This is a genomic window from Actinoplanes sp. NBRC 103695, from assembly GCF_030269485.1.
Lineage (GTDB): Bacteria > Actinomycetota > Actinomycetes > Mycobacteriales > Micromonosporaceae > Actinoplanes.
Genome location: NZ_BSTL01000058.1, coordinates 1 through 26,567, shown reverse-complemented (window position 1 = coordinate 26,567; position 26,567 = coordinate 1). Strand labels below are relative to the sequence as shown.

Below are 26,567 nucleotides of genomic sequence, written 5' to 3'. Positions count from 1 at the left end.
GTTCAAACTCGGTTCTACGGCCATCGCAGGTCTCTCCTTCGTGATCTAGACAATCCGAAGGATCTGCGATGGCCGCCTCTCATCACTGCAAAACTGCAGGTCATACACCACTTCGGTGGACGCGACCGGCGCCTGGCGCGCCCAAGCGAAACCTCGCAGCGACCGCGGGCGGCGGCAGCAACGGTGAGTGGGCACCCGGGCGCCTGGCGCGCCCAAGCGAAACCTCGCAGCGACCGCGGGCGGCGGCAGCAACGGTGAGTGGGCACCCGGGCGCCTGGCGCGCCCAAGCGAAACCTCGCAGCGACCGCGGGCGGCGGCAATAACGGCGGGTGGGCACCCGGGCGCCTGGCGCGCCCAAGCGAAACCTCGCAGCGACCGCGGGCGGCGGCAGCAACGGCGAGCGGGCACCCGGGCGCCTGGCACACCCGCATGGACTCGCCGCCACGCGATGGTGGCGGCAGCGACCTTGGCAAGGCACCGGGCCGCCTGGCAACCCGGCCCGACCCGATACCCAGCGGAAACGTCGGCAGCAAGACCAGACCGACCTCCACGCGGAAAGCTGTCCAGCGTCGAAAGCAAGGTGCTGGCGCCGGGAGAACGAGGGGCTGGCGTCGGGAAACGCGAGGGGCTGGCGAGAGGCTGGCGTCGGGAAGGCGAGCGGCTGGCGCCGGGAAAGCGGCCGGCTAAGCGCCGGCGGTGCGGAGGCGGTTCAGCCAGGCGGCGCTGTCGGCGAAGTCGGCGTCGGTGAGGCCGGCCGTGGTGGGCAGGGGTTCGGCGGCCGCGGCCGTGGACCAGCGGTGGCGGGCGAAACTGCCGAGGAAGCGCACGTCGGCGCAGATGCGGCGCAAGCCCTGGAGGGCCTCGCCCATGCGGGATTCGGCGATGTGGCCGGTGCAGTCCAGGAAGAAGACGTACGTGCCGAGCTGCTCGCCGGTGGGGCGGGACTCGATGCGGCTCAGGTTGATGCCGCGGACCGACAGCTCGGTGAGGACGGCGAGCAGGGCGCCGACCTGGTCGTGGCGGATGGACACGGCCAAGGAGGTGATGTCGTCGCCGGTCGGCTCGGCGGGGGCCGCGGGGCGGGTGAGCAGCGCGAAGCGGGTCACGGCGTCGGCTCGGTCGGAGATCTTGTCGGCGAGCACGGTCAGGTTGTTGCGGGGTACGCCGATGGGCGCGCAGATCGCCGCGTCGTACTCGCCGGCGGCGGCGCTGATCGCGGCCGCTGCGTTGGAGAGGACGTCGACCACGGTGGCGTCGGGCATGTTGGCCAGCAGCCAGTTGCGGCACTGGGCGGACGCCTGGGGGTGGGCCGCGACCGTCCGGATCTGTTCCAGCGGGATCAGCGTCGGCGCCGCGAGCTGGAACTCGACTGGAATGACCACCTCGCGGGTGATCATCAGTGGGCTGCCGACGGCCAGCTCGTCGAGGGTGACCGTGACGGCGCCGCCCACCGAGTTCTCCAGCGGGACCAGGGCCGCGTCGGCCGCGCCGGAACGCACCGCCTCCAGGGCCTCGGGAACGCTGCGGGCCGGCGTGCGCACGCCGTGCTCGGCGGCGCTCAGCGTGCGCAGGGCCTGCTCGGTGAAGGTGCCCTCCGGCCCGAGGTAGACGAAGCGCGTTCCAGGTGTACCGGGCATGGCGTCCACCCTCTCACGTGCCGCAGGCACGCACCTTGATGCCCGCCGGGGCGCCGCTGTCGAGCCCGTCGCAGACGTCCGCGCCGGCGGCGACCACCCGCAGTGACGTCGGCCGGCCCTTGGTGAGCAGCAGCAGCGGGTCGACCTCGTCCTCGTCCTGGCCGACGATGCCCAGGATGGTGAACTGCCAGCCACCGGCGCAGTACGGCCCGTACCGCACCTCGAGCGGCTTGGTCGGTATGCCGGGTTTGCCCTTCACCGCGTTCAGGACCTGCTGTTTGGTCGGCGAGCCGCCGCAGACCGGTGCCGGGCTCGGCGGCGGCGTGGTGGTGGGTGTCGTATAGGTCGGCGGGGTGTAGGTGGGCTGGGTGGGAAAGGTCGCGCCGGGCATGGGGTTCGTGGGGTACGCCCCGGTCGGGTACGCCCCGGTGGGTGGCACGCCGGGCAGCGACGGCACCGCGCCGGAGGAGCTCAGACCGCCGCTGAGGGCCGGGGTCGGGGGCGCCGAGGGCAGCGGTTTGGGCGGCGTGCCGCAGCTCGCGAGCATCGCCGTGCCGATCATGGCCACCAGGAGCGTGGGAGCGGGACGCAACACGCGGACCATCGTAGGCCTAGATCGGTGTCGATTGAATCACTCAGCGATACGGTGCCCGGCGCGGGCGAGGGCGTCCTTCGCATCAGGCAGCCGGACCGTCGGCACGAGCACGTAATCGGTGTCGTAGGTGGAGAAGGTGACCACGCTGACCCGGGCGTCGGCGAGCGGGCCGACCAGCGACGCCAGCACGCCGACCAGCGCGAAGTCGAGCGGGCCGACCACCCGCAGGCAGCGCCACGGGCTTTCGGCGGAGGCGTCCGGCGGCACCAGCCCGGCCGGGCAGATGATCGAGGTCTCGTCCGGCGCCCAGGTCACCGACACGACGCTCTTGTCGTCGAGACCGCGGCTCAGGGAATCGGGCAGGGCGGTCCCGGCGGGCAGCCGGCACACCGCGTACTCCCCGGGCAGCAGGTCAAGATCGAGCATCACCCGAGAGTACGGGCCGGATCAGCCGGATGCGAATGAACTTCGGATGCCCGGTTTCAGTACCGCACGGGGGAGAAGAACGTGAGTGAGGCGACAACCTGATCGTTCTCGGTGAGCGGGGTCGCGATCGCGTCCACGGTGAGATGCGCCTCGTCCCCGCCGGTCTGCACGCGCATCAGTCCCCGGGCCAGGCGCTGGCTCTTGATGGCCAGCAACGGCGGGATCTTCTCCAGCTCGGGCTCCTCGAGGTCACCACCGCCGGCGGTGAAGTCGATCAGCCGCAGCATGTTGCCGAGCAGCGAGGTGCCGACCGCGTCGGCCGGCTTGCCCAGGCCGAGCAGTTCGGAGCAGGACGGCGAGATCGCCCGGATGGTGGTTGCCACATCGATGACCAGGCACGGCTCCACCGCACCGGCGACCGTGTTGGTCCAGCGGTCGACATTGGCCATGAACTCGGACTCGGCCGGCGTACGCGCCTGCGGCACGAACGCCCCCGACAACGAGAGCTCGACGTGCGCCACCCGCACCTCCCTCATCTACCGCCGGGCGGCGGCCGGTCGTCTGACCGGCCGCGCCGCGGCCTCGCAGCCCTGCGGCTACGAACGGTACTTCGGGTGGAACGTTACCGGCGGGTCGCGCGCTTGTCAGCGGCCGTTTGTCCGTCGGGGTACCAGCGGTACTCGCCGGCCGGACGATACGGCGCGTTCGACCACGTGTTCGGGCTCTCGGCCACCTTGCTGAGCTTGGCCGCGGTGCTCGGGGAGATCCGCGAACCACCGGCGATGAGCAGCCGGTCGAGCTCGCGGTGGGTCGCCACCAGGCAGTCCTTGGGCAGGCCGTGCACGCTGATCACGCCGGAGCCGACGAATGCCAGCACGGGATTGACCGGGACGGTGAGACCGACCGCCGCGGACATCGCCCGCCCGGCGCGCTTGGCGTCCCGGCGGGCCTCCGCGACGTACGCGGGCCGCTTGCCGTTGATCTGCACCACGTCACCGGCGATGAGCACCCGGGCGCGGCCATGATCGGCGACGGTCACGGCGTAGACGCCACCCGGACCGATGGCCAGGAAACCGGCACGGTCGTCGGCGGGGTCGGGCTCGTGGTAGCTCTGCGCGTAGTCAGTGCGCGGCCAGTCCACGATGTGCCAGGTCGGGCCGAGACGGTCGAGGCGGGTCAGTGCACGCGCACCTGCTGCCTCGATCCGACGTGCTTCCTTGACGGCGCGGCGGCGACGAGCCCACTCGGTGGGGCTGGTCCGCTGCGACTCGAGGTCGGCAGGTGGGGCGCTCGTCGGCCTGGTGCGATCGACCGGTGCGAGTGCCTTGGAAGGGGTCATCGGCAATGCGGGACGGGCGGGGAAGACAGTCATCGGGACCTCCGGCAAAAGGTCATCGGCTCTCTTTTCACTACCGTATGTGTCGGACCCCATACGGAAGAAGACATAGGGCCGTGAGAAAAGCGGAGTGAAGGGGGATGAATGCCGCATTCACGCGCGGCCTCTTTGTGCGTATGGTGCATGTGCCCCGTGATCCCCCAAGGACGTCGGACAAGCCACCACCAAGTTAGCGTGCCCTAAACGCGAACGCATCATGTGCTGGTGATCTCCGCGCAAAGTCACAGTAGGGTCGACCCGTGGCCCATTTCGTCGACAGTGAGGTCGGCCGGCTCGGGACGGTCATGCTGCACCGACCCGGTCCCGAGCTGGCAAGACTCACCCCGCGTAACAACGACAGCCTGCTCTTCGACGGCATTCCCTGGGTTGGCCGCGCGCAGGAGGAGCACGACGCCTTCGCCGCGGCGCTCACCGAGCGCGGGGTCGAGGTGCTCTATCTCGGACAACTGCTGGCGGACACGCTGGCCGTGGCGCAGGCCCGCGACGAGCTGATCGCCGGCGTGCTGCGTGACCGCCGGCTCGGCGACTCGCTGCGTGCCCGGGTGGCGGGCTATCTCGCCGACCAGGACGACACGCGGCTCGCGGGCGTGCTCATGTCGGGCCTCGCCCACGAGGAGATGAAGCCCGGACCGGGCGGTCTGGTCTATCGCATGATGGACCCGCTCGACTTCGTCATCGACCCGCTGCCCAACCTGCTCTTCACCCGCGACTCCTCGGTCTGGGTCCGTGACCAGGTCGCGGTGACCAGCCTGGCGATGCCGGCGCGCAGCCGGGAGACCACGCTCACCCAGGCGATCTACCGCTACCACCCGCGCTTCGCGGGCACCGCGCTGCTGTTCTCGCCCGACCTCGAGCACGTCGAGGGCGGCGACGTGCTGCTGCTCGCGCCCGGCGTGCTGGCCGTCGGGGTCGGCGAGCGGACCACCCCAGCGGGCGCCGAGCGGCTGGCCCGGCGGGTGTTCGCGGCCGGGCTGGCGCACACCATCCTGGCCGTGCCGATCGCCCAGGAACGCGCCACCATGCACCTGGACACGGTCTGCACGATGGTCGACGTGGACGCGGTGGTGATGTACCCGAACATCGCCAACAGCCTCCAGGCGTGGACCGTGACGGTCAGCCCCGACGGCGAGCCGGACGTGACCGCGCTGCGGCCGTTCCTCACCGCGGCGGCCGAGGCGATGGGCATCGACCGGCTGCGGATCATCGACACCGGGCTGGACCCGGTCACCGCGGAACGCGAGCAGTGGGACGACGGCAACAACACGCTGGCGATCGCGCCGCGGGTCTGTGTGGCCTACGAGCGGAACGTGGAGACCAACGCGCAGCTGGAGCGGGCCGGCATCGAGGTGATCGCGATCAGCGGCTCGGAACTCGGCTCCGGCCGCGGCGGGCCGAGATGCATGAGCTGCCCGATCGAGCGCACGCCCCTCAAGTCAACGGATACCCGATGATGTGGCTGACCACGAGCTCCGGCGTGTGGTCGGCCGGTCCCGGTTTGCCGGGGAAGTCGAAGACACCCAGCTCCAGCTGGACCGGATAGTCCGGCGCCTGGTCGATCCGCCTGACCTCCGCGCCGTCCAGGCTGAAAATCAAAGATCCAGGGCGCCAATCCACCGCGTACGTGTGGAACTCGGCGATGTCGATCCCCAGCGCGAGTGCCGACCACTCCTCGGTGAGTGCCGGGTCGCGGAACTGGTGGAGCCCGATCCCGACCTCCGTGGACGAGGCTCGCACTGCGTCGCCGAACGCCTCCATCACGCAGATCTCGCCCGACTTGCGAGGCTCGTCCTCGATGCCGGACATCCAGAACGCCACCATCGACCGCGGCGACACCTCGCCGCGCATCCGGATCTCCACGTGCCCGAAGTGCGGGGTGTACCCCCAGAACGTCTCCTGCTGCTCGCGGACCTGCTGATCGGTGAGGAACGGCTGGCCGCCGACCGTGCTGCCGACCGGGCCGGAGAAGTTCGCCGACTGGATGCAGGACACCCGCAGCGGGGTCTCGTGGACGCCCTCGGCCCAGAGACCCTGCTCCGGCGGGATGCTCAGCCGAAGCTCGCCGTCCCGCACCTCGTAGGTCGGCCGAGACGCTTCCCGGGAGCTCCAGTGCGGCAGGTAGTAGGGCAACCAGACCGATTCGTCCAGCTTGTCGCCGGTGAAGTGCTCCTCCAGGCTGGTCATCGGACCAGCCTAGGAGGACGAACCGGTTAGCACAGTACGAGCGCACCAACTCAGGGTGAGCGGACGAGCTCAGCGCAGCGTGAGGGGACGGGTCAGCCCAGCGTGAGGGGACGGGTCAGCGGAGCGTGAGCTGGCGTCCGATCAGGCCCTGCTTGGCGCGGCGGGCGGCACTGTCGAGCGGCCCGGTCTCGGAGAGCGTGTCGGCGTACCGCTTGGCGAAGGCGGCCAGCGGCGCCTCCCAGTCGGCCGCCTCCGGGTCGCGGGGCAGGTCCCAGACCGGAACCAGCACGCCGTGCGCCCGGAACATCCCGGCGAACTTGGTGCCCTCGCCGAGCAGCAGGTCGCCGCTCGCGGAGAGCCGGGCCAGCGCGTCCAGCGCGGCGTCCTCCGGCTCGGCCAGCACCCAGCGGACGTGCGACTTCTCCGGGACACGGCACCAGTACGCGGCGTGCGCCGAAGTGAGCCGGACGGTCGGGTAGATCGAGGCGTTCGCCCGCTCCAGCGACGCCTTCACGTTCGCGTCCTCGGCCTGGTCGGCGTCCAGCCAGTACTCGAAGCCGTCGTGCAGGGTGATGTCGAGCGGGCCGTCGACCAGGATGTCCTGCAGCCGCGGGCCGGGACCGGGCAGAGCCGGCACGGCCACGGTGTCGCCCGGGGTGGTGCCGAGGGCGCTGAGGATCGCCACGGCCAGGTCGCGGGAGACGTCACCGGACTGCACGTGCCGCTGGAGCCCGATGAACACCCGGCCGTCCTGGCGGGTCATCGCCGGCCAGGCCATCGGCAGCACCGTGGAGAGCGTGACCGGGCGGTCGCCGTACTCCTCGGTGATCTCGGGTTTGAGGGTGAGCGGCGCGGAAGCGGCCGGGACCAGCTCACGCAGCGCGATCCACTCGGGCTCGTCCGCGAGGCCTTCGAACGGCCGCGCGACGAAGATGTCGCGAACCTTCTCGCGCTTCGGGGTGGTCTGCGCTGACTTCCGACGCTTGCTCATGGCGAATCAGCCTAACGGCCGGACGACCGGCCCCAGCCCGGGGGCAGGCGCAGGCCGGGTGCCAGCGGTGGGGCGGGCGCGGGCCGGGTGCCGGCGGTGGGGCGGGCGCAGGCCGGGTGTCAGCCGCGGGGCAGGCGCACCTCGGCGACCGTGCCGCCGTCCTTGCGGGGGCGCAGCGACACCCAGCCGTGCTGCCGCTCCACGATGCGGCGGACCAGGTAGAGGCCGAGGCCGGCGCCCGGGTGCCGGCGGTCGTGCTCGCCCGCGTCGGCCTGCCAGTAGCGCTCGAACGCCTTCTCCACGTGCTCCGGCCGGATGCCGGCGCCACGGTCGGCGACCCGGAAGGTGACCGTCTCCTCGTCGGCGGAGGCGTGCAGCTCGATCGCGGCGGCCGTGGGCGCGTGCTTGTCCGCGTTCGTGGCCAGCTCGGTGAGGATGGTGGCCAGGGAGTCCCGGTCGCCGAACGCCTTGGGCAGCTCGGCCGGCAGCTCGTCGAGCGCGACCCGGTCACGGAGCGAGGCGGGCAGCTCGTCGACCGCCGCCCGCAGCGCCTCCACCAGGTCGAACGGGCCGGCGGGCGTGTCACCGACCTCGCCGTCCTCGCTGGTGGCGGAGAGCAGCCGGTCGACCAGCCGGGCGAGCTCACCGGCCCGGGCGCCGATGATGCGCACCGCCTCCTGCCGTTCGGCCTCGCCCATCGAGCCCCAGTGGTTGGTCAGCGTGTCCGCGTACCCCTTGATCACTGTCACCGGGGTCCGCAGCTCGTGGCTGGTCACCGCGACCCAGAGGTCCCGGTCCTCCTGGCGGCGGCCGTCGTCGTGGGCGGGCAGCCCGGCGCCGTAGCTGTAGAGCCGGCCCACCATGGTGGCCAGGAGCTCGAGGACCGCGTGGTGCTCGGGGGTCGGCTCGTGGTCGGCGCCGAAGTAGACGTGCAGCGACCCGACGACGGCGCCGGCCGCCTCGCACCGGGCGCCGAGCATGTGGTGCAGGTCGCCGCCCTCGACCTGGCGGGCGAACTCGTCGTTCACCTCGGCCAGGGGGATCAGCAGGGTGCGGTCGCCGGAGGCCCGCTCCTCGCGCTGGACGCGGCGGCCCAGGGCGCGCGAGCAGACGCCGGTGGCGGCGATGACCCGGCCGTGGTCGGCGGCGTACTCGGCGAAGCCGGCGCCGCGGCCGCCCAGTGCCTCCTCGGCCAGCCGGACGACCTGGTGCAGCACAGGCAGTCCCGCCTCACCGGCGTTGAGCCGGTCGAGAACCGCGATCTGACCCCGGGTCAGCGCGGCGTAGTCGGGTCGTTCCGGCATGTCTGCGAGTCTGCCTCGCTTCCGCTGTTTTGGGCAGGGCGCTTCGGGTGGTTCCCACCGGGATTGCCCTGACAGTGTTGGACGTCACACGTTCGCCATCGTGAGATCACCCCACGCCGGGACGATCTATCACAGAACGCGGGCCGGTTGCCCGTCCTCGCTTACCACCGGCTTACCCGCCGCCTCCCACATCTGCATGCCGCCGTCCAGGTTGCGGACGTTGTCCCGGCCGTTCTGGGCCAGGTAGGCCACGACGCGTCCGGATCGGCCGCCGGACCGGCAGACCACGACGACGTCGCCGTCGAGCGGGATCTCGTCGAGCCGGGCGGGCACGTCCATCATCGGCAGGTGGTGGGCGCCGGGCGCGTGGCCGGCGGTCCACTCGTCGTCCTCCCGGACGTCGAGCAGGTAGGCGTCGTCCGGTACGTCGGTGGGGGAAACCTCGGGAATCTGCACGGCTCCAAGCCTAGGGTTGCTCACTTCTCCTTGGCCACGACACCCGGGTTGGCCATGATGAACGGCCCGAGCTGGTCCCGGCGTACGGCCGCGAACATCTGCCTGCTCTCCGGCGTGATCGACTCCCGGCCGCCGGTGGTGCCGGCGAAGGTCCCGTTGTTGGTCCGCAGCAGCACCATGTCCTTGGCGGCGACGTTCTTGAGCGTGAACATGAAGTCGGCGACCGAGACCCCGCCGGTGTCCAGCACGAACGCCTTGCCGGCCGCCTTGATCAGCTGGTTCACCTTGAGCGGGTTGCTCAGCACGCCACTGCCGGCGGCCTTCTTGGCGATCGCCTTGATCAGCTGTTGCTGGTGCCGCTGGCGGTCGTAGTCGCCGTTCTTCAGGCCGTACCGCTGGCGGGCGAAGTCGAGCGCCTCCCAGCCCTCCATGTCCCGGCAGCCGACCTTGTGCACGACCGGTTTGGTGGCCTTGCCGGTCTTGCGGGCGTCGGCCAGGTACATCGGCTTTCCGTCGACGAGCTTCATGTGCTTGCTGGTGACCTGCTGGTCGACGCACATGTGCACGCCGCCGAGGGCCTCGATCACGCCCTTGAAGCCGTTGAAGTCGATGATCGCCGCACCGTCGAAGCTGATCCCGGTGGTGTTCTTCAGCGTCTGGGCCATGAGCTGGGCGCCACCCTCCCAGCCGCCGCCGTTCTGCGCGCCGTGGAAGAAGGCCTCGGTCGCCTTGGCGGTGCCGCCGGAATACTTGCTCTTGCCGAACGCCGGCACCGTCACCTCGGTGTCGCGCGGGATCGACACCAGGTACGCCTGGTCGTGGCTGGCCGGGATGTGCAGCACGATGATGGTGTCGGCGCGGATGTCGTCGACCGCCCAGCGCTTGCGCGCGTCCACGCCCATCAGCAGCAGGTCGATCGGGCCCTTGAGATCCTTGCCGCCCTCGGCCTCGGTCTTCTTCGTGGTGCCGAGCAGGTTGGTCTGGGTGACGGCGCTGGTGGCGGAGTGGATCAGCAGCCGGCTGCCGACGATCCCGGCGCCGCTGGCCAGCACCAGCACGATGCCGAAGACCAGCAGGAGCTTGGGCCAGAGCGGGCCGCGGCGCTTGCGGGCCGGTGGGGCGGGCGGGACGACCGGCGGACCGGCAGGCGCTGACGCGGGACGTCGTGGTGCCTGGACGGACATGCGGGCTCCCCGTGCGGTCGGTTCCGAAACGCGTTCACCTTATGGTCATGATCGATTCAGCGGTACGTCTCTGCTGTTTCAGATTCACGACACGAGGGATTTGCGTCAGAACGGGCCGGTGACATAAGTCACCGACCCGCCGCAGCTCGCTGTTCCAGGAGATCAGCCGCCCGCGGAGCTCGATGACTTCTTGGGCTCGTTAGCCGTCATCCACTCAGTCATCTTGTCGGCAGCCACGGCCTGATACAAAGCCAGTGCCTTCTCCTTGTCGCTCACCACGACCGATTGTCCGGCGATGGTGTCGCTGCCCTTGTTGGGGCTGGTGATGAAGGTGAGGTTGTCGCTGCGGACGTTGCGGAACTGGACCGCCATGTCGGTGAGCGAGAACTTGTCGTCCACCGTGACCGCCGCCGTGACCGCCTTGAGGAAGTCGTTCAGCTTGCCCGGGTCGGTCACCGTGCCGGAGCTGGCCGCCTTGTCCATCAGGGCCTTGAGGAACTCCTGCTGGTGGCGCATCCGGTCGAAGTCGCCGCGCGGGAACTGCTTGCGCTGCCGGATCCAGTCCAGGGCCTGGGCGCCGTCCATGTGCATGGTGCCCTTCTTGAACTTGCGGAACGGCTTGTGGATCGAGGTGATCGAGTAGTCCACCGGCAGGTCCACGCCGCCGAGGGCGTCGGTGACCTCCTTGAAGCCGCCGAAGTCGACCGCCATCACGTTGTCGATGTGCACGTCGGTCATGCACTCGACGGTGCGGACCGCGCGGGGGATGCCACCGAAGGCGAAGGAGGCGTTGATCTTCGCCCGCTGGCCCGAGTCGCACGCCGCGTTGTTGCCGGACGGCACCTGCACCCAGAGGTCACGCGGGATCGAGATCAGCTGGGCGGCTTTGTGGTCCTCGGGGATGTGCATGAGGATCAGCGTGTCCGCACGCCACGAGCTGCCCTTGCCGTCGTCGGTGTCCGGGTCACGCGAGTCGCTGCCCACCAGCAGGATGTTCATCGCGCCCTCCACCTCCTTGGCCGGCCGGCCGTCGGTGATGTCGTCGAAGGCGTTCGTCCGCTTCAGGTCCTTGTCCAGGCCGTCGGCGTAGCCGTAGAGCGAGATGCCGGCGATCAGGCCGCCGATCGCCACGACGGCGCCGACGATCAGGGCGATGCGGCCCCAGCGCGGCTTGCGCCGGCCCTTGTAGGGAGAGCCGCCGGGCCGCTGCGGCGGCGGACCGGTCGGCGGGCGACCCGGGCCGCCCGGGCCGCTCGGTGCCGCGCGCGGCGGCCAATCGTCGTTGCGCGCCTGCCCCCGGCGGTAATCGCTGGGCACTCCGGCGCGTCCGGCGGGCCGTTGGGGTCCTCCAGAACCGGGCACCGAGGCCCGGCCGGCGGAGGACCGACCGTAGTTAGAGGTAGGGGCAGACATGTTCCCAGATTACGAGGGATGCTCCAGAGAACGCTCGTACCGACACCTGCTCGGCACGAACGAAGGAGACATTACTCTCTGTAGTTCGTTCACTACTGAGATGAAATGCTCAGGGAGCGGAAGTAATCGATCGTGCGGCGCAGGCCGTCCTCCGGGCCGACCTGCGGCTCGTAGCCGAGGAGCTTCCGGGCCAGCGTGAGGTCGGGGCGGCGCTTCTCCGGGTCGTCCGGGGCGCGCTCGACCAGCTCGATCGCCGAGTCGCTGCCGGCCAGGCGGACGATCAGCGAGGCCAGGTCGAGCATGGTGATCTCGTGCTCGGTGCCGCAGTTGATCGGGCCGGTCTCGGTCGAGTCGAGCAGCAGCAGGATCCCGCGCACCAGATCGTCCACGTACGTGATGGACCGGGTCTGCGATCCGGTGCCCTGCACGGTCAGCGGCGTCCCGCGCAGTGCCTGGTCGATGAAGGTGGGGATGGCCCGGCCGTCGTCCGGCCGCATCCGCGGACCGTACGTGTTGAAGATCCGCACGATGGCCGTGTCCAGGCCGTGGAAGCGGTGGTACGCCATGGTGGCCGCCTCGGAGAACCGCTTCGACTCGTCGTAGACGCTGCGGATGCCGTTCGGGTTGACGTTGCCCCAGTACGACTCCGGCTGCGGGTGCACCAGCGGGTCGCCGTACGCCTCCGAGGTGGACGCCATCAGGAAGCGGGCCGCGTCCTCGACGGCCCGGTCGAGCAGCGCGAGGGTGCCGATCGAGCCGACCCGGAGGATCTCCATCGGCAGCTTGGCGAAGTCGGTCGGGCTGGCCGGCGACGCCATGTGCAGGATGGCGTCGAAGCGGCCGGGCAGCGGCGGCATCCCGTCGGTCAGGTCGGCCTCGACGAGGGTGAACCGGTCGTTGCCGGCCAGATGGGCGACGTTGTCCCGGGAGCCGGTGATGAAGTTGTCCAGCGCCACGACCTCGCAACCGCGGGCGAGCAGGCCATCGACCACGTGCGACGGGACGAACCCGGCGCCGCCGCTGACCAGAATCCGATGTCCCTCGCCGAACCGTTGCGTGACAGCCATGCCGTAACCCTAAGCGACGGGGACCGGGTGGCGGCCCGGTCCCCGTCGGTACTTAAGCAGAGCTGCGGTCAGTGCGCGCCGTGACCGGTCAGTGACCGGACTTCGAGCTCCGCGTACTTCTTGATGTCGGTCTCCTTCGACACGATCGTGCCGATGAAGCCGCACAGGAAGCCGATCGGGATCGAGATGATGCCCGGGTTCGACAGCGGGAAGAAGTGCCAGTCACTGTCCGGGAACATCGCCGTCGCCGAACCCGACACCACCGGCGAGAAGAACACCAGGAACACCGAGGCGATCAGACCGCCGTAGATGGACCAGAGCGCGCCGGAGGTGTTGAACCTCTTCCAGAACAGGCTGTAGAGGATGGGTGGCAGGTTCGCCGACGCGGCCACCGCGAACGCCAGCGCCACCAGGAACGCCACGTTCAGGCTCTGCGCGAAGATCGACAGGGCGATCGCGATCGCGCCGATGACCAGGGCGGCGATCCGGGCGACCCGGACCTCGTCCCGCTCGGAGGCGTTGCCGCGCTTGACCACGCTGGCGTAGAAGTCGTGCGCCAGCGAGGACGACGACGCCAGGGTGAGGCCGGCCACCACCGCGAGGATGGTGGCGAAGGCCACCGCGGCGATGATCGCGAGTAGTACCGCGCCTCCGGTCTGGCCGCCGAGATAATCGACGCCCAGGGTCTGCGCCAGCTGCGGCGCCGCGGTGTTGCCCGCCTTGTCCTGCGCGGTGATCGCCTTGCCGCCGACCAGCGCCGCCGCACCGAAGCCCAGGGCCAGCGTGAACAGGTAGAACACGCCGATGATGCCGATCGCCCAGAGCACGCTCTTGCGCGCGATCCGAGCCGTCGGAACCGTGTAGAAGCGGGTCAGGATGTGCGGCAGACCGGCAGTGCCGAGCACCAGCGCGATGCCAAGCGAGAGCAGGTCCATCTTGCTGTAGAACGTCTTCGCCGCGTCCCCGGCCGTCTCCACGCCGTACCGCAGGCCCGGATTGAGGAACGCGTCGCCCTTCCCGGACTGCGCGGCGGCGTCGCCGAGCAGCGCGGACAGGTTGAACTTGTAGTGCGCCAGCACCAGGATCGTCATCAGCAGCGCGCCGGTCATCAGCAGGAACGCCTTGACGATCTGGACGTACGTGGTGCCCTTCATGCCGCCGACCGTCACGTAGATGATCATCAGGGCGCCGACCAGGATGATCGTCGCGATCTTGGCGGTGTTGGCGCTCATACCCAGGAACGTGGTGCCCGGCGAGATGCCGAGCAGCAGGCTGACCAGGGCGCCCGCGCCGACCATCTGGGCGATCAGATAGAAGATCGAGACCACGATGGTGGAGACGCTGGCGGCGGTACGGACCGGCCGCTGACGCATCCGGAAGGCCAGCACGTCGGCCATCGTGTAGCGGCCCGAGTTACGTAGGAACTCGGCGACCAGCAGCAACGCCACCAGCCACGCCACCAGGAAGCCGATGGAGTAGAGGAAGCCGTCGTAGCCGTTCAGCGCGATGATGCCGGCGATGCCCAGGAAGGACGCCGCCGACATGTAGTCGCCGCCGATCGCCATGCCGTTCTGGAAGCCGGTGAAGGAACGGCCGCCGGCGTAGAAGTCGGTGGCCGTCTTGGTCTGCCGGCTGGCCCAGATCGTGATGCCCAGCGTGATCGCCACGAAGATCAGGAACAGCGTGATGGTCAGCGTGCGCGAGGTCGAGCTGGACGCCTCGGCCGCCAGGTAGGAGAACGTGTGCGACTGCATCTACTTCGCCTCCCCGTCGGCCTTGAGCTCGGCCTGGATCTTGTCGGCGATCGGGTCCACCCTGCGGGCGGCGAACCGCGAGTACAACCAGGCGATCAAGAACGTCGTCACGAACTGCAGCAGTCCGAAGAGGAGCGCGACGTTGATGTTCCCGATCAGCTTCACGCTCATGAAGTCTCGGGCATATGCGGACAGTAGGACGTACAGCGCGTACCAGAGGAAGAACGCGATGGTCATCGGAAAGATGAAGCCGCGCAGGGTCTTCCGCAGTCCCGCGAACTCCTCGGAGTTCTGTACGGCGAGATATTTCTCGGAGGCAGCCGCGTCGGGCGCGTCTGTGGTCACCGGTTTCACCACCTTCATGGGGCAGGCAACTGGCCCGCGCCATGGCGGGCTTCCCCGGCACGGTACGAAGGAGTGAGGCGAGTCACCCCTCGCCGGTCGGCGGGTGCGCCGAGCGGCCCGGTCAGTGCGCCAAGCGGTGGTAGCGGCCGCGGTGATGCAGCAGCGGCGGCGCGGCCTCGCCCAGGTGGACGGTCGCGATCGTGGCCTCGATCAGCAGGGCCCAGCCGTACGGCCGGTGCGCGTCGACCCGGCACCCGGCCCAGGTAGCGGCGTCCGCAGGGACCGGGCCGTACTCCGTGTCGGTCCAGTCGCCGGTCGCGAACAGGCCACCCGGCGCGGGCATCAGCCCGGCGAACCGGTCGGCGAGCTGCTGGTCGGCGCCGGTCAGCGGGGTGACCGCGAAGCGGCCGGTCGCCCGCAGGAGATCCCAGAAGTCGCTCTCCTCGTCGACCAGGCCGAGCACCCGGCCGGGGTCGCCGTCGGCCACCAGCACCGAGCCGACCGTCAGGCCGGACGGGCCCGGCGTCGTCCACAGCGTGACGGTGGTGGCGAGCCGCCCGCGCAGCCGCCGGACCGTGGACTTGTCCGCGTCGGGCGTGGCGAACGGGTCGTCGGAGTGGATCTCGGCGCCCGGTTGGAAGGGGTTCACGCTCCCATTATCGGTTCGGGGTGCTCTTTTACTCGGGAGTGATGGCGGAGAGCAGTTCCGGCATGCGCCGGTCGAGCAGGTTGCCGGCCAGCCGGGAGCCGATCAGGTACGCGGCGCCGCCGTAGATCAGCCCGATCGGCAGGCCGGCCCAGCGCCACACGCCGTCGTCGAGCAGCCAGGCGGCCACGAGCATCGGCACCGTTCCGACCACCGCGGCGAGCAGGACGCCCATCGCGAGCAGGCCCTTGGCCGGGCCGGCGCCGGACGACATCGCGAACGGGTTGGACGTGCTGGGCAGGGCGTACGCGCCACGGACCGACACCGGCAGGACGACGCCCAGCCCGATGCCGTACGCCGCCAGCAGGGTGCCCAGCCGGGACGCCAGATCCTCCGGATGCCCCGCCGTCACCGACACCACGGTCGCGATCAGGATCAGCAGCGGCACCACGAACAGCGAGAACGCGGCCGCGCGGGACTGGACCTCGGTGCGGCCGGGCACGCCGGCGACGACGTTCGCGGCGTACGCGTTGCCCTCGAACCCGAACTGGTTGGCCAGGCTGATCGAGGCCAGCGCACCGATGAACAGCACCGTGAAACCGCTGCCGCCGCCGTTCACCGACATCGTCACCGGCAGGAAGACGCCGACCACCCCGAGCGTGATCAGGCTGGCCCGCCGCCGTGTCTCCCGCCACCAGTAGCGGACCTCCCGGGACATCAGCGCCCCGAACCGGTTCTGCGGCAGCCCGCGCACCATCAGCCGGGCGACCGCCGAGCGCGAGCCGCCGGCCTTGACCGCCCGCTGCCCGCTCGCCGCGGTGCCGAGCATCGCGCGTTCCACCGTCGAGGACCACCACGCCAGCAGCGCCACGATCGACACCACGACAATCAAGATCTTGACGGGTACGGCCCACGCGCGGCCCTCCGCGACATCGGTGCCCAGCGAGTACGCGGCGCCGAGCGGAGTCCACGCGATCACGTCGGCGACCTGTGCCACCCGATCCCAGTCGGCCCGCTCCGCCCCGGCCAGCAGGCCCAGCTGCAACGGCCCGAGCAGCGCGGCGGTCACCGCGAGCAGCACGGTGGCCAGGTCGCGGGCCCGCCGGGAGCGCAACGCGGTGGCGAACGCGCTGGTCACCGCGCGGCTGACCGCGACGAACAGGAGCAGGCCGAGGATCACGCCGACCAGCTGCGCCAGCGCGGCGCCGGGACCGCCGAGCAGGGCCGCGGAAAGCACCACGCCGCCGCTCGCGAGCAGGGTGGCGATCGCCGGGATGCCGAGCGTCGCGGCCGCGAACAGGCCGGTGATCAGCGTCCGGCGGCTCAGTGGCAGCAGCGCGAAGCGGGCCGGGTCGAGGGACTCGTCCACGCCGAAGAAGATCAGTGGCAGCAGCAGCCAGCCGAGCAGCAGCCCGGTGCCGGCCAGCGGCAGCATGATGCCGGCCACCCGGGTGTCGTCGAGGAACCCGGGCAGCGCCAGGAGGAAGAAGCCGCCGACCGCCCCGCCGATGCCGAACAGGATGCCGACGACGAAGAGCACCACCCGCGAGGTGCTGCCGCGCAGTCCGTTGGCGGTGATGCGGAGCTTGAGGCGGACGAACGTGCTGGGCTTCAACCTGCTGGGCTTCGACCTGTTGGGCTTCACAGCCACGCGAGCTCCGACCCGGTCGCGGTACGCCCGCCGACCACCTGCACGAACACATCCTCCAGCGATCTCTCGCCGCGCACCTCGGCCAGCGTCCCGCCGACCCGGATCCGCCCCTCGGCCAGGATCGCGACGTGGTCGCAGAGCTTTTCCACGACCTCCATCACGTGGCTGGAGAAGACCACGGTGCCGCCGCCGGACACGTACCGCTGGAGAATGTCCCGGATCAGCGCCGCCGACACCGGGTCGACCGCCTCGAACGGCTCGTCCAGCACCAGCAGCCTCGGGCCGTGCAGCAGCGCGCAGGCCAGGCCGATCTTCTTCTTCATGCCGGCCGAGTAGTCGACCACCAGCGTGCGGTTGTCGACGCCCAGCTCCAGCACGTCCAGCAGCTCACGGGCCCGCTGGTCGACCACGTCCGGGGCCATCTCGCGCAGCAGCCCGTTGTACGCCAGCAGTTCGGCGCCGTTCAGCCGGTCGAACAGCCGGGCGCCGTCGGGCAGCACACCCAGCCGCGCCTTGGCGGCCGCCGGGTCGGCCCACACGTCGTACCCCAGGATCGTGGCCCGGCCCGCGTCGGGCCGCAGCAGGCCGACGGCCATGGACAACGTCGTGGTCTTGCCGGCGCCGTTGGGCCCGAGCAGGCCGAAGAACGACCCGGCCGGGACGTCGAGGTCGACGCCGGTGACCGCCAGCTTGGTGTCGAAGCGCTTGACCAGTCCGCGCAGAGACATCGCGACGTCGTTCTCGGGCGTTCTCTGCAGGGGCACGGTCATTGACTGAACCTACCCATAGAGATCGGCCCGGAACCAGGGCCGCTGGTCCGGGCCGAACTCTCGATTCGGGTGGCCCCCGATCAGCCCACCCGCTCGATCACGGCGCGCCGGATGAGGAACTTTCCCGGCTCGCGGACCTGCTCGAAGGCGGCGTTGTTCAGCAGGACGCAGCTGCCGGACGGGGTCGCCACCTTGACGGTGATGCTCTTGTTGTTGTCGAGGTTGGTGACCTTCAGCGTGGTGCCGATCGGGAAGGTGCCGCTGGAGGCGAAGGGCTCGCCGGCCTCGCCCGACAGGGTCACGGTCGAGCCCTTGCAGACCTGCTCACCCGTGGCGTCGTCATCCTGTGCGGGAGGCGCCGCGGGCTCTTCGGCGGCCGGCGGCTGCTCCTGAGCGGGCGGCGCGGCCGGCGCGGCGGCCGGGGGCTGGGCCTGGACGTTCCCGGGGCAGCCGGCCCGGCGCTGGTTGATCAGGTCGACCACGGCCTGCCGGTTGGCGATGCGCGCGTCCGACAGCGCGTCGGGGTTGGCTTTCTGGTCGGCGATGAAGTTCAGGTTGTTCTGAAGGGCCTGGTCCAGTCCGGCGCAACTCTCACCGCCATTGCTCAGACCGGTCTCACTGGCACTGCTCAGCCCGGTGCCGACGGCGAGCGCGCCGCCCGTCACAGCCAGAGCGACCAGACCGATGATGACCTTGCGTGCCTTCATGTGTGTTGCTCCTCTTCGTCGATCAGGCTCCCACCGCCGAGAGGTACGGGCGGAGCACGACGGGAGGTTCACCGCACAAGAAAGAAAGTTTAGAGACGGAGTGACTCCGGAGCGTGAAGCCGAAGCATGGTCGCCCCGACGTCCTTCGGAACCCGCCGGGACGTCGCCAGTGAGCCCACGATCATCACCGCGAACGCGAGCGGCACCGTCCAGGCGGCCGGCTGCCCGATCATCTGCGCAGGCCAGCCCGTCAATGGAGGTCCGAGCACGGTGATCAGCACGGCAGCCATCGCGGCGCCGCCCCCGGCCAGCACACCGGCCGCGGCGCCCACGTCGGTCAGCCCGCGCCACCAGATGCCCAACACGAGGAGTGGGCAGAAGCTCGAGGCGGCCACCGCAAAGGCCAGCCCGACCACGCGGGACACGTCCATGTTCGCGACGTAGATCGACAGCACGATCGGCACCACCGCGGCCAGCACCGTGGCGAGCCGGAAGTCGCGGACCGAGCCGCCCCGCTCGGACCGTTCGGCCCGCAGCACGTCGGTGAAGACCACCCCGGCGACGCTGGTCAGGATGCCCGACGAGGTGGACAGGAACGCGGCCAGCGCGCCCGCCGTGACCAGCGCGCCGAGCAATCGGCCCAGGGTGCCGCCGCCGAGCGCCGCCTCGGGCAGGATCAGCACCACCGCGTCGGTCCGCCCGGTCATCAGCAGATGCGGCGCCCAGACCCGGCCGAGCACGCCGTACAGCGTCGGGAACAGGTAGAACAGCCCGACCAGGCCGAGCACGACCAGCGTGGTGCGGCGGGCGCTGGCGCCGTCCGGGTTGGTGTAGAAGCGGACCAGCACGTGCGGCAGGCCCATCGTGCCCAGGAACGTGGCCAGGATCAGCGAATACGTCGCGAACAGGCTGTCGTCGCCGCCCGGCAGCAGCCAGTCCGTGCCGCGCTGGTCGTCGACCGTGTCCACGTCCGGCACCGGCGACCCGGCCGGGTAGGTGCGCTCGGCGCCGGCCTCCACCTCGTCGACGGTCCCGTCGGGCAGGGTGATCCGGGCCGCGTCGTCGAAGGTCACCGTGGTCGCCGCCGGGAAGACCGGGCCGCCCGGTGGGTCGATCGCCGGTCGCCCGTCCGACTGCCACTGCAGGACCAGGAAGATGACGGGTACGGCCAGAGCGGTCAGCTTGAGCCAGTACTGGAACGCCTGCACGAAGGTGATCGCCCGCATCCCGCCCAGCGCCACGTTCGCGGTGACCACCAGACCCACGAGCAGGGCACCCCAGACGTACGACCCGCCGGCGACCGTGGTGAACGTCAGCCCGGCGCCCTGCAGCTGTGGCACCAGGTAGAGGCAGCCGATGAAGACCACGAACACGGTCGCCAGGCGGCGCAGCAGCGGCGAGCGCAGGCGTACCTCGCAGAAGTCGGGCAGTGTGAAGGCGCCCGAGCGGCGTAGCGGGGCGGCCACGAAGAGCAGCAGCGCGAGGTAGCCGGCGGCGAACCCGACCGGGTACCAGAGCACGTCCACGCCGTACCGCAGGATCAGGCCCGCCACCCCGAGGAAGCTGGCCGCGGAGAGGTATTCGCCGCTGATCGCGGCCGCGTTCCAGGCGGGGCTCACCGAGCGGGAGGCGACCAGGAAGTCCGAGGTGGTCCGGGCGAAACGCAGGCCGTACGCCCCGATCGCGACCGTCGCCAGGATCACCACCACCAACCCCGGAACGACGTAAGGATTCACTCCGGCCGCCTGATGACCGCCGTGAAGTCCTGCTCGTTGCGTTCCGCCCAGCGCACGTAGACCCAACCGACGACGAACAGGAACGGGAACGACAGCACCCCGAGCAGCAGCCACGGCACGGTGAGGCCGAGGACCCGCAGGCTCCCGATCTCCGGTGCGACCGCGAAGAGCAGCGGCAACGCGCCCAGCCCGGTGACCACGACCAGGGCCATCCGCAGGGCGAGGGCGAGCTGGGCCCGGACCAGACCGCGGACCAGCGCCTCGCCGACCGGTGTCTGCTCGGCCAGGTCGGCGTGCGCCGGGTCGGTGGGCGTACGGCGGGCGGCGACCTCGCCGAGCACCACCCGCACCCGCCTGCCGTTTTCCGCCGAGCCGCTCATGCCCGGGAGTCTCATCGACTCCCGGGCAAAGTCAAGCGTTGCTACCCGAACTGACGTGTCGCGGGGCAGCCGTTGGGGAAGCTCGCCGGGTCGGTGGCGAGCAGCCGGCGCGCCTCGGACTTGCCGTAGCTCCAGCCGGTCCATCCGGCGTCGTCGTACGACAGCCGCTGCTGGATGAAGAAGAGCGTGCAGTCGCGCATCTTCTGATCCAGCTTGTCGAGCGCCGGCACGGCATCGGGGGAGAGCCCACCGAGGTATTCGCTGTCGATCCGGCCGGTCTGCTGGTACCGGGCCACGTTGCGCTCGGCGATCAGACCTTCCGGGTTGACCGCCGCCAGGCCCAGCAGGGTCAGCACGCCGATCGCCACGGCGACCCGCGGGAGCCAGGTGGCGCGAAGCTTGAGCCCGGCGAGCAGCACCAGCACGAAGACCACGCCCAGCCAGGCCTCGCAGAGGAAGACCAGCAGACGAAGGCGGGTCAGGCCGTACGTGTCGGCGTACACGGTCATCCGGTGCAGCGCCGAGGCGACGATGACCAGCGTGAGCACTGCCAGCGCGCCCATGATGCAGCGGATCAGCAGCCGGTCGGCCGGGGTGTCGCGCGGCGCCCAGCGGGCGGCGACGCCGAGGACGGCCAGGGTCAGCCCGGTGACGATCAGCAGCTGCCAGAAGCCGCCGCGGGCGTACTCGGCGTAGGTCAGCCCGTCGGTGTCGAGCACGTGCCGGCTCCCTCCGAAGAGGACGGTGAGCTGCACGGCGACGAACGCGAGGAACAGCAGGGTCAGCAGGCCCAGCGGGATGGCCCATTCCCAGCGGTTGACCCGCTTCGGCGTCTCGGCATCCACAGCGGAGAGATTGGGCGGCGTGGCGCGGAGGTAGGCGGCGCCACCCAGCGCGCCGCCGGCCATCACGAAGACGAAGACGTGGCGGAACGTGGACGGGACATCGGTCTCCGGGATCAGCGACTCCAGCACTCGGGCGAAGGTCGCGTCGGCCGAGGCGAACAGCGCGCCGAAGAGCAGGAGCAGGAACACGCTGGTGATCACGGTGGCGGCGATCCGCATGCCCGAGCCCGCCGAGTCCCGGCGGCGCCGGACCGCGGTCAGGCCACGGGTCACCCACGGGAGCGCCCGGAACGGCGCGCCGAGGAACATCAGCACGGCCATCGTCAGTGCCCGCATCGACCGGCCGCTGGTCAGCGTCAGCGCGGCGGTGGTCACGGCGGTGAGGACGCAGAGTACGGACAGCCACGGCGCCGACCGCAGCGTGCCGACGCCGAGCAGCGCGACCGTGGCGGCGGCCCAGGCGTACCGGGCAGGGTCGCCGGTGCGGCCGCCGGCACGGCGGTGAACGGACAGGTCCGGCCAGGGAACCGTGGACGAGGACCGCGGCAGGCGGCGGATCCCGGCCAGGGCGGCCGTCCCGGCGCAGGCGGCGACCAGCCAGCCGAGGCCGCCCCCGGTGACGGTGCCCGCGGCCACCAGGGCGGCCAGGATCAGCAGGCCGGCGGCGGCTGGAGTAGTGGCGGCGCCCGGTCCCGGCCAGGCGGCGCCGAACAGCCCCGGGCGTTGCCACGGCCCGTTGACCGGCGCGACGACCGGTGGCGCGGCCTGCTTCGGCGGGGTGGCCGGGCGGTCCGGCTGCGGTTGCCCGGCCGGCGCCGTCCACGGTTGTGGCGTCGCGGCCTTGGCAGGCGTCGCGGCCTCGGTAGGTGCCGCGGTCTTGGCAGGTGCCGCGGTCTTGGTAGGTGTCTGGGGTTCGGTGGTCACGTCCGGCTCATCTCCTCGGTCGTGCATGAGTGCGGTGTCTCTGACGTGGCACCGTCCGGGCGAGACGTGCCTGCGCTGGTCCTTTGCTCTGAGCACACATACGCATCACTGGTCGTGCGCCTACTGGTCGCGGCGTCTGCTCTGCTTACCTATAGGCGGCGCCGCTGGTCAGGGGCAGGGTCACGTGCACGTGGCAGCCGCCCTGCCCGGCCGGCGCCGGGTCGGCGATCGCGATCGTGCCCTTGTGCAGCTGGACCACCCAGCGGGCGATCGCCAGGCCCAGCCCGGTCCCGCCGCTGGTGGCGCGCTCGCCCCGGGTGAACCGTTCGAACACCCGCTCGCGGTCGGCCGCCGGGATCCCCTCGCCCTCGTCGGCGACCACCACCAGCAGCCGGTCGCCGCGCTGCTCGGCGGTGATCCGCACGGTCCCGCCGCGCGGGCTGTGCCGGGTCGCGTTGTCCAGCAGATTGGCGAAGACCTGGTGCAGCCGGCCGCGGTCGCCGGGCACCACCACATCGGCCGCGGTGACCGTGAACCGGACGTCGTGCCCGGCGCCCTCCGCGGTCACCTCGGCCTCGCGGATCACGTCGTCGAGGAACGGGCGTACCCGGATCGGGGTCTCGTCCAGGGCGAGCACGCCCGCATCCAGCCGGGACAGGTCGAGCAGCTCGGCGACCAGCCGGCCGAGGCGCTCGGTCTGGGCGAGCGCGGCCTTCATCATCCGCGGTTCGGCCTCGGCCACTCCGTCCACGATGTTCTCCAGGACGGCTTGCAGGGCGGTGATCGGCGTACGCAACTCGTGCGAGACGTTGGCGATCAGCTCGCGCCGCTGCCGGTCCGCCGCGGCCAGGTCCGCCGCCATCAGGTTGAACGCCTGGGCCAGCTCGCCCACCTCGTCGCGGGACGTGGCCCGGACCCGGCGGCTGTAGTCGCCCTGGGCCATCGCCCGCGCCGCGGCGGTCATCTCCCGCAAGGGCGAGGTCAGCCCGTGCGCCAGCACCTGCAAGGTGCCGAGCGCGACCACGACCGCGGTGAGCGTCGTCCAGTAGGGCAGCCAGCCGATCCACAGGGTGAACCAGGTCATCGCGGCGAAGAGGGCGCCGAGCAGGATCAGCCCGATCTTGATCTTGATGGATCGGACGGGGTCGAGGGGCCGTGGCAATTCCAGGTGGTGGAAGCTCAGCATCGCGGCGTCTCCAGCGCGTACCCGACGCCGTGCACCGTGCGGATCAGATCCGGACCCAGCTTGCGGCGCAGGCCCTTGATGTGGCTGTCCACGGTGCGCGTGCCGGAGGCGTCGGCCCAGCCCCACACCTCGGCCAGCAGTCGTTCCCGGGGCAGCACCGCGCGCGGCCGCTCGGCCAGGTGCAGCAGCAGGTCGAACTCGGTCGGGGTGAGCTGTGCCTCGACGCCGGCCCGGTGCACCCGGCGCTCGGCCCGGTTGATCTCCAGGTCGCCGACCCGGAGCGTGTCCTGGGCTGTTTCGGGGGCGGCCTCGGTCGTGCGGGCCGCGCGCCGGACCAGGGCGTGCACCCGGGCGGCCAGCTCGCGCATCGAGAACGGCTTGGTCAGGTAGTCGTCGGCGCCGACCGCGAGGCCGACCAGCATGTCGTTCTCGTCGTCGCGGGCGGTCAGCATCAGGATCGGCACCGGGCGCTCGGCCTGGATCCGCCGGCACACCTCGAGGCCGTCGTAGCCGGGCAGCATGACGTCGAGCACGATCGCGTCCGGTGGTGTCCGGGCCGCGGCGGCCACCGCGGACGGGCCGTCCGCGGCGAGCTCGACGACGAAGCCCTCGGCCCGGAGCCGGGCGGCCACGGACTCGGCGATGGTCGGCTCGTCCTCGACGACGAGGACCCGCCGCTCGACCGGTGCGCTCACGACTCCACTCCTATCGGTCCAGGACCGATCGGCACCCCCCGTGTGCGCCGATCTGGCCTGCATGGGGGACCTTAGTGACCGGTCGTGCCTATCCGGGGGCCGGTTTGTGAAGGACCTGTGGAGATCAAATCGGCCTGTGGATAACTATGTGGAAAACGCACAAGGGCTGTGGACAACGTTGTGGATCAGCGTGTCCAGTCGTGCTTGGCCGCCCTGATCAGGCGGTCCTTGAGCTCGCGGGTGTGCCGGCGGCTGACCGGTAGCTCGGCGCCGTCCACCGCGACCACGTAGCCGGACTGGGTCAGCCGCAGCTCGCTGACCAGGCGCAACTGCACCAGATAGCTGCGGTGGATCCGGACGAACCCGGCGTCCGCCCAGCGGTCCGCCAGCGTGGCCAGCGAGACCCGGACCAGGTGCGACGCGTCCGAGGTGTGCAGCCGCGCGTAGTCGCCCTGGGCCTCCACCCAGCGCACCGACGACCGGGGCAGCATCCGGGTGGTGCCGGCCAGTTCGACCGGGATGGCCGGTTCGTCCTCCCGCTTGACCGCCGGCGCCGGGGTGACGCGCAGGCCGGCCACCCGGCGCAGCGACTCGCCCAGCCGCTCGGCGCGCACCGGCTTGCGGACGTAGTCGGTGACGCCCAGGTCGAAGGCGTCCACGGCGCCGTCGTCGTAGGCGGTCACGAACACGATGGCCGGCGGGTGCGCGAACCGGCGCAGGATCCGGGCCAGCTCCATGCCGTCCAGGCCGGGCATCCGGATGTCCAGGAAGACGGCGTCCACCTCGGTGTCCCGGAGCACCCGCAGCGCCTCGGTCGCGTCGCCGGCCCGATGCACGTGAGCGACCCGGTCATCGGCCGTCAGCAGGTAGGCGAGCTCATCCAGGGCAGGCGGCTCGTCATCGACAGCGAGAACGACCAAGCTCACGCTCGTACCCCCGGGTGGAATTTAGGCACTCGCATGCTGACCTTGGTCCCTTCACCCGGCGCGGTCTCCACCACCAGCCCGAAGCGGTCGCCGAAGACGCTGCGCAGCCGCTCGTCCACGTTCGTCAGGCCCACGTGCTGGCCGTCGTCGGTCTCCGGCCGGCCCGGCGCGAACACCTCGGGGTCCATGCCGACGCCGTCGTCCTCCACCGTGATCTGGCATTCCGCACCGGCGTCGCGCGCCTCGATGCTCACCATACCGACGCCGGGCTTGCGGGAGAGACCGTGCCGCACCGCGTTCTCCACCAGCGGCTGCAGGCACAGGAACGGCAGGGTGACCGGCAGCACCTCGGGCGCGATCTGCAGCCGCACCTGCAGCCGGTCGCCGAACCGGGCCCGCTCGATGGTCAGGTAGCGGTCGATCGAGCGCAGCTCCTCGGCGAGCGTGGTGAACTCGCCGTGCGCCCGGAACGAGTAGCGGGTGAACTCGGCGAACTCCAGGATCAGCTCGCGGGCGCGTTCCGGGTCGGTGCGCACGAACGAGGCGATCGCGGTCAGCGCGTTGTAGATGAAGTGCGGGCTGATCTGGGCGCGCAGCGCACGGACCTCGGCGCGGGCCAGCCGTTCCCGGGACGAGTCGAGCTCGGCCAGCGCCAGCTGCGACCCGGCCCAGCGCGCCGCCTCCTGGGTGGCCTGCACCAGACCCGGCGCCGGCTGCTCGTCGGCGATGGCCACCAGCGCCGCCGTGGCCAGGCCGTCCGCCGCGGTGAGCGGCACCACGACGGCGCCGCGCACCACGCAGTCCATGCGATCACAGGGCAGATCAGAGGAATCGAGTACGACCGGACGACGCGCTTGCACGGCCCGCTGCGCCGCCGCCGTGAACTGGTCGCCGTGGTGGCTGCCCCGCCCGTCGAAGGCGAGACACTCCTCGGCGTCCGCGATGGTCAGCCCGACCGCGCCGACCAGCGTTCGCAGGTGGCGGACCGCCTTTCCGGCCGAGCTGGGGGTGAGCCCGCCACGGAGCGGTTCGGCGGCCAGCGCCGCGGTGTGCAGCACGTCGTAGGTGGCGCGTTGCATGGCCGTGGCGATCCGCCGGCGCCCCCGCAGGCGCAGTACCGCGACCACCGCCCCGGCGAGCGCGGCGACCGCCGCCAGCACGGAGAGAACGGTCGGTAGGTCGGGCTTCACCGGGGCATCGTGCCATGCGTGGGCCGCGGACTAGCCCCAACGCCGTTCAGTTAGGCGGTCGGGTGGATCGTCAAGGCGTGTCTGAGGCATAGAGCAGCGGAGCTCCGGTATAGAGGGTGGTCACTCTAAGACGCCCTTGAACCTGGAGCTCCGCTGGCTGAT

25 protein-coding genes and 1 pseudogene are annotated in these 26,567 nt (G+C 71.0%); 1 reads left to right on the top strand and 25 read right to left on the bottom strand.

Annotation, left to right across the window (positions count from 1 at the left end; translation table 11 throughout):
• Nucleotides 1-683: 683 nt before the first annotated feature.
• From pheA to QSK31_RS46885, 5 genes are all read right to left on the bottom strand, one after another.
• The gene (gene pheA, locus QSK31_RS46905; protein WP_285691669.1) at nucleotides 684-1,637 is read right to left on the bottom strand and encodes a prephenate dehydratase; all 954 of its coding nucleotides are present in this window, start codon (nucleotides 1,635-1,637) and stop codon (nucleotides 684-686) included.
• A 13-nt stretch (nucleotides 1,638-1,650) separates the two neighbouring features.
• A complete protein-coding gene (locus QSK31_RS46900; protein WP_285691668.1) occupies nucleotides 1,651-2,232 on the bottom strand; it encodes a hypothetical protein in 582 nt (193 codons plus the stop codon).
• Between the two features lie 36 nt (nucleotides 2,233-2,268).
• Entirely contained in the window at nucleotides 2,269-2,658 is a 390-nt protein-coding gene (locus QSK31_RS46895) for an ACT domain-containing protein (RefSeq protein ID WP_285691666.1), read from the bottom strand.
• A gap of 56 nt (nucleotides 2,659-2,714) precedes the next feature.
• A complete protein-coding gene (locus QSK31_RS46890) occupies nucleotides 2,715-3,194 on the bottom strand; it encodes a hypothetical protein (RefSeq protein WP_502873126.1) in 480 nt (159 codons plus the stop codon).
• Between the two features lie 86 nt (nucleotides 3,195-3,280).
• Entirely contained in the window at nucleotides 3,281-4,030 is a 750-nt protein-coding gene (locus QSK31_RS46885) for a hypothetical protein (RefSeq protein ID WP_285691664.1), read from the bottom strand.
• A 263-nt stretch (nucleotides 4,031-4,293) separates the two neighbouring features.
• On the opposite strand from QSK31_RS46885, the gene QSK31_RS46880 reads away from it, so the two are divergent.
• Nucleotides 4,294-5,505: an arginine deiminase gene (locus QSK31_RS46880; RefSeq protein WP_285691663.1), complete on the top strand. Its 1,212-nt coding sequence runs from the start codon at nucleotides 4,294-4,296 to the stop codon at nucleotides 5,503-5,505.
• On the opposite strand, the gene QSK31_RS46875 is transcribed toward QSK31_RS46880, so the two are convergent.
• From QSK31_RS46875 to QSK31_RS46780, 20 genes and pseudogenes are all read right to left on the bottom strand, one after another.
• Complete coding sequence (locus QSK31_RS46875) at nucleotides 5,483-6,235, bottom strand: glycoside hydrolase family 16 protein (RefSeq protein ID WP_285691662.1); 753 nt, start codon at nucleotides 6,233-6,235, stop codon at nucleotides 5,483-5,485. The genes QSK31_RS46880 and QSK31_RS46875 overlap by 23 nt on opposite strands.
• A gap of 115 nt (nucleotides 6,236-6,350) precedes the next feature.
• The gene (locus QSK31_RS46870) at nucleotides 6,351-7,226 is read right to left on the bottom strand and encodes a DUF5926 family protein (RefSeq protein WP_285691661.1); all 876 of its coding nucleotides are present in this window, start codon (nucleotides 7,224-7,226) and stop codon (nucleotides 6,351-6,353) included.
• Between the two features lie 119 nt (nucleotides 7,227-7,345).
• Entirely contained in the window at nucleotides 7,346-8,530 is a 1,185-nt protein-coding gene (locus tag QSK31_RS46865; RefSeq protein ID WP_285691660.1) for a sensor histidine kinase, read from the bottom strand.
• 129 nt (nucleotides 8,531-8,659) lie between these two features.
• Complete coding sequence (locus tag QSK31_RS46860; RefSeq protein ID WP_285691659.1) at nucleotides 8,660-9,010, bottom strand: rhodanese-like domain-containing protein; 351 nt, start codon at nucleotides 9,008-9,010, stop codon at nucleotides 8,660-8,662.
• A complete protein-coding gene (locus QSK31_RS46855; RefSeq protein ID WP_285691658.1) occupies nucleotides 9,007-10,170 on the bottom strand; it encodes an LCP family protein in 1,164 nt (387 codons plus the stop codon). Before QSK31_RS46855 ends, QSK31_RS46860 begins: the two co-directional genes overlap by 4 nt.
• A 162-nt stretch (nucleotides 10,171-10,332) precedes the next feature.
• Nucleotides 10,333-11,583, bottom strand: coding sequence for an LCP family protein (locus QSK31_RS46850; RefSeq protein WP_285691657.1), 1,251 nt, complete (start codon nucleotides 11,581-11,583; stop codon nucleotides 10,333-10,335).
• Between the two features lie 92 nt (nucleotides 11,584-11,675).
• A complete protein-coding gene (locus QSK31_RS46845) occupies nucleotides 11,676-12,650 on the bottom strand; it encodes an NAD-dependent epimerase/dehydratase family protein (protein WP_285691656.1) in 975 nt (324 codons plus the stop codon).
• Between the two features lie 68 nt (nucleotides 12,651-12,718).
• Nucleotides 12,719-14,404: a monocarboxylic acid transporter gene (locus tag QSK31_RS46840; protein WP_285691655.1), complete on the bottom strand. Its 1,686-nt coding sequence runs from the start codon at nucleotides 14,402-14,404 to the stop codon at nucleotides 12,719-12,721.
• Nucleotides 14,405-14,749 carry a DUF485 domain-containing protein gene (locus tag QSK31_RS46835; RefSeq protein ID WP_285691654.1) on the bottom strand — a complete coding sequence of 115 codons (345 nt, stop codon included), beginning with the start codon at nucleotides 14,747-14,749 and terminating at the stop codon, nucleotides 14,405-14,407.
• 121 nt (nucleotides 14,750-14,870) lie between these two features.
• Nucleotides 14,871-15,386: pseudogene (locus QSK31_RS46830) on the bottom strand (flavin reductase family protein); the annotation flags it as partial.
• Between the two features lie 40 nt (nucleotides 15,387-15,426).
• Nucleotides 15,427-17,046, bottom strand: a complete 1,620-nt coding sequence (locus QSK31_RS46825; protein ID WP_285691652.1) for an ABC transporter permease — start codon at nucleotides 17,044-17,046, stop codon at nucleotides 15,427-15,429.
• Nucleotides 17,037-17,816 carry an ABC transporter ATP-binding protein gene (locus QSK31_RS46820; protein WP_285691651.1) on the bottom strand — a complete coding sequence of 260 codons (780 nt, stop codon included), beginning with the start codon at nucleotides 17,814-17,816 and terminating at the stop codon, nucleotides 17,037-17,039. Before QSK31_RS46820 ends, QSK31_RS46825 begins: the two co-directional genes overlap by 10 nt.
• Before the next feature lie 80 nt (nucleotides 17,817-17,896).
• The gene (locus tag QSK31_RS46815) at nucleotides 17,897-18,523 is read right to left on the bottom strand and encodes an SCO2207 family protein (protein WP_285691650.1); all 627 of its coding nucleotides are present in this window, start codon (nucleotides 18,521-18,523) and stop codon (nucleotides 17,897-17,899) included.
• 89 nt (nucleotides 18,524-18,612) lie between these two features.
• Nucleotides 18,613-20,259 carry a sodium/solute symporter gene (locus tag QSK31_RS46810; protein WP_285691649.1) on the bottom strand — a complete coding sequence of 549 codons (1,647 nt, stop codon included), beginning with the start codon at nucleotides 20,257-20,259 and terminating at the stop codon, nucleotides 18,613-18,615.
• Nucleotides 20,256-20,639, bottom strand: coding sequence for a DUF485 domain-containing protein (locus QSK31_RS46805; protein ID WP_285691648.1), 384 nt, complete (start codon nucleotides 20,637-20,639; stop codon nucleotides 20,256-20,258). Before QSK31_RS46805 ends, QSK31_RS46810 begins: the two co-directional genes overlap by 4 nt.
• Before the next feature lie 41 nt (nucleotides 20,640-20,680).
• On the bottom strand, nucleotides 20,681-22,408 hold the full coding sequence (locus QSK31_RS46800) for a DUF4153 domain-containing protein (protein ID WP_285691647.1): 1,728 nt from the start codon (nucleotides 22,406-22,408) through the stop codon (nucleotides 20,681-20,683).
• Nucleotides 22,409-22,553: 145 nt separating this feature from the next.
• A complete protein-coding gene (locus tag QSK31_RS46795; RefSeq protein WP_285691646.1) occupies nucleotides 22,554-23,594 on the bottom strand; it encodes a sensor histidine kinase in 1,041 nt (346 codons plus the stop codon).
• Complete coding sequence (locus QSK31_RS46790; protein ID WP_285691645.1) at nucleotides 23,588-24,289, bottom strand: response regulator transcription factor; 702 nt, start codon at nucleotides 24,287-24,289, stop codon at nucleotides 23,588-23,590. The genes QSK31_RS46795 and QSK31_RS46790 overlap by 7 nt, the downstream gene beginning before the upstream one ends.
• 185 nt (nucleotides 24,290-24,474) lie before the next feature.
• Complete coding sequence (locus QSK31_RS46785) at nucleotides 24,475-25,215, bottom strand: LytR/AlgR family response regulator transcription factor (protein WP_285691644.1); 741 nt, start codon at nucleotides 25,213-25,215, stop codon at nucleotides 24,475-24,477.
• A complete protein-coding gene (locus tag QSK31_RS46780; protein WP_285691643.1) occupies nucleotides 25,212-26,405 on the bottom strand; it encodes a sensor histidine kinase in 1,194 nt (397 codons plus the stop codon). The genes QSK31_RS46785 and QSK31_RS46780 overlap by 4 nt, the downstream gene beginning before the upstream one ends.
• Between the last annotated feature and the right edge of the window lie 162 nt (nucleotides 26,406-26,567).